We start from the raw sequence: 6853 nt of genomic DNA, 5'->3' as shown, positions 1-6853 counted from the left end.
ATCACGAAGAGCATCGCGACCAGATAGAATTTGGCTGAGAGCCGCAAGCGGGCGCCACCTGTAGGAAGCATGCCCGACTCGAACGGTTCGTTTTTGCTGCGGCCCCAGGCTTTTGACCCGAGGAGGCTGGAGACACCAAGCATGAAGGCACACAGGCCGACGACACCCAGAAGGAAAATGGCAAAGCCCCAGTTGTGGGCCATGAGTCCTGTCGCTTCGGGCATGCTGGTAATCCTTAACAGAGAGCAAAGGTCTCTGAGCTTGATAAAGAAATATGGCAGTGACGATATGTCGCAGCAATCAATCGGGCTGATTTTATGGCTAAACACCCAGCAAGTAAAATTCCTATAGCGAAATTATTTATTGGAATAAGGACATAGCGCACCTCGAATGCCCTGCGGCCCATGCGTTGCGGGCATTAGCCGGGTTTCAATGAATAATGTTTTGTCGCGAATGTAACGAATATAGTTTCATCTGAATGATAATTAATATCGTTTGGAGTGGTTTTGTAACTATTTAGCGGTGCAGTAGTTGGGAAGTTGTCTTATATACCCGTTACTGCAAGTAGCGGCGGCGTCCGTTTTAGCTGATTTTTCTGACGTTTGTACCGCTCTGGATCAATGTTTTGCTTCGCGAGCTGGGGCTGTCCCCTGTGGGAGCGAGCTTGCTCGCGAATGCGGTTGTTCATTCGACAAGGTTGGTTACTGACGCGACGCTTTCGCGAGCAAGCTCGCTCCCACAGGTTTTTGTGGTGCCAGGGGAATCGCAGGCAAAAAAAACGCCCCGAACCAGTCGGGGCGTCAGTTTTGCGGCTTTGCGGTTAGCTTTTTATTCGATCCGCAAAGGCCGTTTGCTCAGGCGAAGTCGATCAGTGGAACTGTTCTTCTTCGGTCGAACCGGTCAGCGCGGTTACCGAGGACGAGCCACCCTGAATCACGGTGGTCATGTCGTCGAAGTAGCCGGTGCCCACTTCCTGCTGGTGCGCCACGAAGGTGTAACCCTTGGAGGCGTCAGCGAATTCCTGCTCTTGCAGCTTCACGTAGGCAGTCATGTCGTTACGGGCGTAGTCGTGCGCCAGGTTGAACATGCTGTGCCACATGTTGTGAATGCCGGCCAGGGTGATGAACTGGTGCTTGTAACCCATGGCGGACAGTTCGCGCTGGAACTTGGCGATGGTCGCGTCGTCCAGGTTTTTCTTCCAGTTGAAGGAAGGCGAGCAGTTGTACGACAGCAGTTGGTCCGGGTATTCCTTTTTGATCGCTTCAGCAAAGCGACGGGCTTCATCCAGATCTGGCTTGGCGGTTTCGCACCAGATCAGGTCGGCGTACGGTGCGTAAGCCAGACCACGGGCGATTGCCTGGTCCAGACCGGCACGAACCTTGTAGAAACCTTCCTGAGTACGCTCGCCAGTCACGAACGGCTGGTCGTACGGGTCGCAGTCGGACGTCAGCAGGTCAGCCGCGTTCGCATCGGTACGCGCCAGAATGATGGTCGGCGTGCCGGCAACGTCAGCGGCCAGGCGTGCAGCGGTCAGCTTCTGTACGGCTTCCTGAGTTGGCACCAGAACCTTGCCGCCCATGTGGCCGCATTTTTTCACGGAAGCCAGTTGGTCTTCGAAGTGAACGCCGGCGGCGCCTGCTTCGATCATGCTCTTCATCAGCTCATAAGCGTTCAGAACGCCGCCGAAACCGGCTTCGGCGTCAGCCACGATTGGCGCGAAGTAGTCGATGTAGCCTTCGTCGCCCGGGCCTTTGCCGGCTTTCCACTGGATCTGGTCAGCACGACGGAACGAGTTGTTGATGCGCTTGACCACGGTTGGAACCGAGTCCACCGGGTACAGCGACTGGTCCGGGTACATCGATTCTGCGGAGTTGTTGTCCGCAGCGACTTGCCAGCCGGACAGGTAGATGGCCTGGATACCGGCCTTGACCTGCTGAACAGCCTGGCCGCCGGTCAGGGCGCCCATGCAGTTGACGAAATCTTTGTCTGGACGGAAGGATGGCTTGGCACCTTGGGTGACCAGGTTCCACAGCTTCTCGGCGCCGAGTTTTGCAAAAGTGTGCTCAGGTTGAACCGAGCCACGCAGGCGGACGACGTCAGCAGCGGAGTAAGCGCGGGTCACGCCTTTCCAGCGCGGGTTTTCAGCCCAGTCTTTTTCGAGGGCTGCAATTTGCTGTTCGCGTGTCAGTGCCATGGAGATAAACCTCGTCGCGTCTTTTATGAAAAGTTGTTCTGCGGTGGAAAATTCCTGCGCTCGCTGACCAGAAGCTTAGGCGGTCAAGTCGGATTCGGCGGGGTAAGCGACGGGATGAACGATGGGCTCGAGGGGAAGTGAGCAGGTAAGGGCAGACTGCGGGCATATTCGGGCGTCGTGGGCCTTTATACGAGCTACAGCGTGAAGCCGGGTTACCTAATTACGCTTCCGTCCCTCGGGACAACTTCGTTCCAGTCGGCAACCTCGTCAAACACACCTTGTGGGCGGTACAGACACGAAGCGGTTCGCGGGGTAGGTGCGAACATCGCTTCGAAAGCCCTTGTCAGGGCCTCTGATTAGCGGGAGCGAGGCCATCATGCCTTCGCTTTTTTGCCTCGTCAAACGTTTTGTAGTGCTTTTTTTCAGTCACTACATCTTTCGTCTAATACGACTAATCAGTCAGTTTTCGGGGCTTTAGTCCAAGGCGTCGACTTTCACCTTCAGCGTCATGTCATCCCGGCCTTGAGTCGAATAGCTGCGGGCCACACCCTGTTTATCGGCCTGAGTCTGGCGATTCACGCCGGCCAGTGTGATCCACTCACCCAAGCGTCCGCTGACAGTTGTGTCGGTACTTTGCACGTTCACTACATCGGGACGTTCCTGGCTCATGCGGTCACGATTTGTAGTGATTGCCAGGTGAACGATGTCGCCGGTGACGCTGGCGGTGACGTAGAAACCCTGAGTAACGTTGCGGTACTCGGTCTGGCTGCTGTAATCGCCGTAGGAGTTGCTCTGGCTGCTGGTGATCGGCACGCTCTGGCCGATCTGGATCAACGCCGGCATGCCGTCGGTGGCCTGAACTTGCTGGACGCCGCCGTCACGGCTGGCGGTGCTGCGGCTGATGATGCGGGTCTGCGCGCCATTGACCGAATAACCTTCATCGCCACGACCATTGTTTTCATTGGTGTCGACGCTGATCAGCAGGCGTTTGGGGGCGGTGTCGAGTTGGGTGATCAGCGCCTTGAGCTCCTCGATCTTGTCCGGCTCGGCTTTGATGATCAACTGGTTGCCGTAGGCGCTGACCTGGCCGTCCTTGCCGATGAAGTCTTGCGCCATCGGCAGCATGTCGGCGCTGGTGCGGAACTTGAGGGGGACGACTTCTGTGGCTGCCATCACCGAAAAACTGCACGCGAGCAGCAGGGTGGTGAGCAGGGTGCGTAGGGACATGTCCGTTATCTCCGCTTTCGAAAGGCTTGATATTGCCAGTTTGTCGGCCCGGGGTGGGGCAAGTTGAATCGTAGACAGCAAAACGCCCCGGCATCGGTGGATGTCGGGGCATTTTTGGGTACATGCCAAGCTGAGGGTGTGGTGTCCATCAAGCTTTTGTGGTGTTGATAAAGCTTTTGTGGCGAGGGGATTTATCCCCGTTGGGCTGCGAAGCAGACCCAGGAATTGGGGGCCGCTGCGCAGCCCAACGGGGATAAATCCCCTCGCCACAGGATCTTTTAAATCTCAGGATCTTGGAGATCACCGAGTTCAGAAGATTTTCGCTGATCAAGCCGAATGGCGAACCATATCGACATGAGGAATCCCTGCTTCCAGGAATTCCTCACTGACCAGGCTGAAACCCAGGCGTTCATAAAACGCCGTGGCCTGCACCTGAGCGCTGAGCATCTGCTGTTTCAAGTCGCGGGCTTCAGCTTCAGCGATGACCGCTTGCATCAGCGCATCACCGACCTTCATACCGCGCCAGTCTTTGAGCACCGAAACGCGGCCGATGTGGCCATCGGGCAACAGGCGCGCAGTACCAATCGGAAAGTCGCCTTCAAACGCCAGAAAGTGCACGGCGCTTGCGTCATCCGCGTCCCATTCCAGCTCAGGTGGCACCGATTGCTCAGCGATAAATACCGTCTCACGAATGCGGCGGATCTCGGCGATGTCCTTTTGCCAATCTGCGACACGTACGCGAATCTTATTCATCGTCGGCGAACCCCAGGCTCCCTTGCTTGACCAGTTCGCACAGCAGGCCACGACCGTCTTCGTCGTTCAGCCACTCACCGAGGTTGTCGGTGTGCAGGGCGTCAGCGGCGCAGATCAGCTTCAGCAGCTCGCGCAGTTTGCCCGGCAGGTAACGGCTCTGGCCGCTGGCGAACAGCAGCAAGTCGTCATCGACTTCCGACCACGCCAGGCGTGCGCTTGGATTGCGGATCAACACGGCGCCATCTTGCAGAGCGCTGAGGAAATCTTCTTCCTCGACTTCCTCCGGGCCGACGACCAGTTCCGGGTAGCGCGGCTCGGTCATGTACTGGCCGAACCAGGTCAGCAGCAGACGCTCGTCGCTCATGTGTTCGGCGAGCAGGCTTTTCAGGCGATCCAGTGCGTCGTGTTGAATCTGATGCGGATCGGCTGCTGGCTGTGCGTCGGCATCGGTGTAGCGCTCTTCGTCAGTCAGGAACTGGCTGAGGAAGTCGGTAAAGTGGGTCAGCACTTCGGATGCGCTCGGTGCGCGGAAACCGACCGAGTAGGTCATGCAGTTATCCACGGCGATGCCGCAGTGGGCCAGGCGCGGCGGCAGGTACAGCATGTCGCCCGGTTCCAGAACCCATTCTTCGGTCTGTTCGAATTCAGCGAGGATGCGCAAGTCTGCGTGTTGCAGCAGCGGGCTCTCGGAATCGCACATCTGGCCGATCTTCCAGTTGCGCTTGCCGTGACCTTGCAGCAGGAACACGTCGTAGTTGTCGAAGTGCGGACCAACGCTGCCGCCTGGCGCGGCGTAACTGATCATCACGTCGTCGACGCGCCAGCTCGGCAGAAAGCGGAAGCTTTCCAGCAGCTCGCTGACTTCCGGCACGAACTGGTCGACTGCCTGAACGAGCAAGGTCCACTCTTTTTCCGGCAGTTTGCTGAATTCGTCTTCAGCGAACGGGCCGCGGCGCAGTTCCCATGGGCGCTCGCCGTGTTCGATCACCAGGCGCGATTCAACTTCTTCTTCCAGGGCCAGACCGGCCAGTTCGTCGGCGTCGATCGGGCTTTCGAAGTCAGGAATCGCCTGACGAATCAGCAGCGGTTTTTTCTGCCAGTAGTCGCGCAGGAATTCGCGCGCCGTGAGGCCGCCCAGAAGTTGAAGAGGAATATCGGAATTCATATGTAACCTATTGAAAAAAAGCACTTTTCAGACTGGAATAAAAACGCCCGGCGCGGCCGGGCGTCTCAAACGGGTCAAGCGGTCAATCAGATGCGTTTGGCTTGCGCTACAGCGTTGCCGATGTAGTTGGCCGGGGTCAGCAATTTCAGCTCGGCTTTCGCTTCGGCTGGCATGTCCAGACCGTCGATGAAAGTCTGCAACGCTTCAGGGCTGATGCCCTTGCCGCGGGTCAGTTCTTTGAGCTTTTCGTACGGGTTTTCGATGTTGTAGCGACGCATCACGGTCTGGATCGGCTCAGCCAGAACTTCCCAGCAAGCGTCGAGGTCAGCGGCGATTTTCTGCGCGTTCAGCTCGAGTTTGCTGATGCCTTTGAGGCTGGCTTCGTACGCGATCACGCTGTGGGCGAAGCCGACGCCGAGGTTGCGCAGAACGGTGGAGTCGGTCAGGTCGCGCTGCCAGCGGGAGATCGGCAGTTTGCTCGCCAGGTGCTGGAACAGCGCGTTGGCGATGCCCAGGTTGCCTTCGGAGTTTTCGAAGTCGATCGGGTTGACCTTGTGCGGCATGGTCGACGAGCCGATCTCGCCAGCGATGGTGCGCTGCTTGAAGTAACCCAGGGAGATGTAGCCCCAGATGTCACGGTCGAAGTCGATCAGAATGGTGTTGAAGCGCGCAATGGCGTCGAACAGCTCGGCAATGTAGTCGTGCGGCTCGATTTGCGTGGTGTACGGGTTGAAACCCAGACCCAGCTCGTCTTCGATGAAGGCGCGGGCGTTGGCTTCCCAGTCGATCTGCGGGTAAGCCGACAGGTGAGCGTTGTAGTTGCCGACAGCGCCGTTGATCTTGCCCAGCAGCGGAACGGCAGCGACTTGAGCAATTTGACGCTCGAGACGGTAAACCACGTTCGCCAGCTCTTTACCCAGAGTGGTCGGGGAGGCTGGTTGACCGTGGGTGCGCGATAGCATCGGCACGTCGGCGAAACGGATCGCCAGTTCGCGGATGGCTTCAGCGGTCTGACGCATCAACGGCAGCATCACATCATCACGGCCTTCGCGCAGCATCAGGGCGTGGGACAGGTTGTTGATGTCCTCGCTGGTGCAGGCAAAGTGGATGAATTCGCTGACAGCGGCCAGCTCAGGCAGCTTGGCGGCTTGCTCTTTGAGCAGGTATTCAATCGCCTTGACGTCGTGGTTGGTCGTGCGCTCGATCTCTTTGACGCGCTCGGCGTGCTCCAGCGAGAAGTTTTCAGCCAGTTCATTGAGAACGGCGTTGGCCTCGGCGGAGAAGGCTGGTACTTCCGGGATACCGGCGTGAGCGGCCAGGCGCTGGAGCCAGCGCACTTCAACCAGAACACGGGCACGGATCAGACCGTACTCGCTGAAAATCGGGCGCAGGGCCTGGGTTTTGCCGGCGTAGCGGCCGTCAACAGGGGAAACGTAATTTAGATAATAAATTTGATTGGTTTTTTATCGGTCTGTAGTGCATTGAATTTTGTGGATTTTGTTTGATGTATAATT

Annotated in this window: 6 protein-coding genes; all 6 read right to left on the bottom strand. The window is 57.6% G+C overall.

Translation table 11 applies throughout. The features are described from left to right. A partial coding sequence (gene ndhC, locus ACIQVE_RS27150) for an NADH-quinone oxidoreductase subunit A (protein ID WP_402814511.1) occupies positions 1-224 on the bottom strand: 224 nt, incomplete at its 3' end. A 644-nt stretch (positions 225-868) separates the two neighbouring features. Next, positions 869-2194 (bottom strand): isocitrate lyase, encoded by a 1326-nt coding sequence (gene aceA / locus ACIQVE_RS27145; RefSeq protein ID WP_033057066.1) that lies wholly within the window; start codon positions 2192-2194, stop codon positions 869-871. A 474-nt stretch (positions 2195-2668) separates the two neighbouring features. Then, the gene (locus tag ACIQVE_RS27140) at positions 2669-3421 is read right to left on the bottom strand and encodes a secretin N-terminal domain-containing protein (RefSeq protein WP_402814508.1); all 753 of its coding nucleotides are present in this window, start codon (positions 3419-3421) and stop codon (positions 2669-2671) included. Positions 3422-3748: 327 nt separating this feature from the next. Further along, positions 3749-4174 carry a GNAT family N-acetyltransferase gene (locus ACIQVE_RS27135; RefSeq protein ID WP_402814506.1) on the bottom strand — a complete coding sequence of 142 codons (426 nt, stop codon included), beginning with the start codon at positions 4172-4174 and terminating at the stop codon, positions 3749-3751. Then, positions 4167-5339, bottom strand: a complete 1173-nt coding sequence (locus ACIQVE_RS27130) for a JmjC domain-containing protein (protein WP_402814503.1) — start codon at positions 5337-5339, stop codon at positions 4167-4169. Before ACIQVE_RS27130 ends, ACIQVE_RS27135 begins: the two co-directional genes overlap by 8 nt. Positions 5340-5425: 86 nt before the next feature. Next, complete coding sequence (purB, locus tag ACIQVE_RS27125; protein ID WP_402814514.1) at positions 5426-6790, bottom strand: adenylosuccinate lyase; 1365 nt, start codon at positions 6788-6790, stop codon at positions 5426-5428. Between the last annotated feature and the right edge of the window lie 63 nt (positions 6791-6853).

It is taken from the genome of Pseudomonas sp. NPDC098747 (assembly GCF_044760045.1).
In the GTDB taxonomy this organism is placed as follows: Bacteria; Pseudomonadota; Gammaproteobacteria; order Pseudomonadales; family Pseudomonadaceae; genus Aquipseudomonas.
Note: the sequence above shows the minus strand (reverse complement) of the source record. Positions and strands in the feature narration are given on the sequence as shown.

What these genes read in the sequence shown, in the direction of transcription:
- ACIQVE_RS27130 (WP_402814503.1), bottom strand. Translation starts at nt 5,339, where the DNA reads ATGAATTCCGATATTCCTCTTCAACTTCTGGGCGGCCTCACGGCGCGC.
- ACIQVE_RS27140 (WP_402814508.1), bottom strand. Translation starts at nt 3,421, where the DNA reads ATGTCCCTACGCACCCTGCTCACCACCCTGCTGCTCGCGTGCAGTTTT.
- ACIQVE_RS27135 (WP_402814506.1), bottom strand. Translation starts at nt 4,174, where the DNA reads ATGAATAAGATTCGCGTACGTGTCGCAGATTGGCAAAAGGACATCGCC.
- aceA (WP_033057066.1), bottom strand. Translation starts at nt 2,194, where the DNA reads ATGGCACTGACACGCGAACAGCAAATTGCAGCCCTCGAAAAAGACTGG.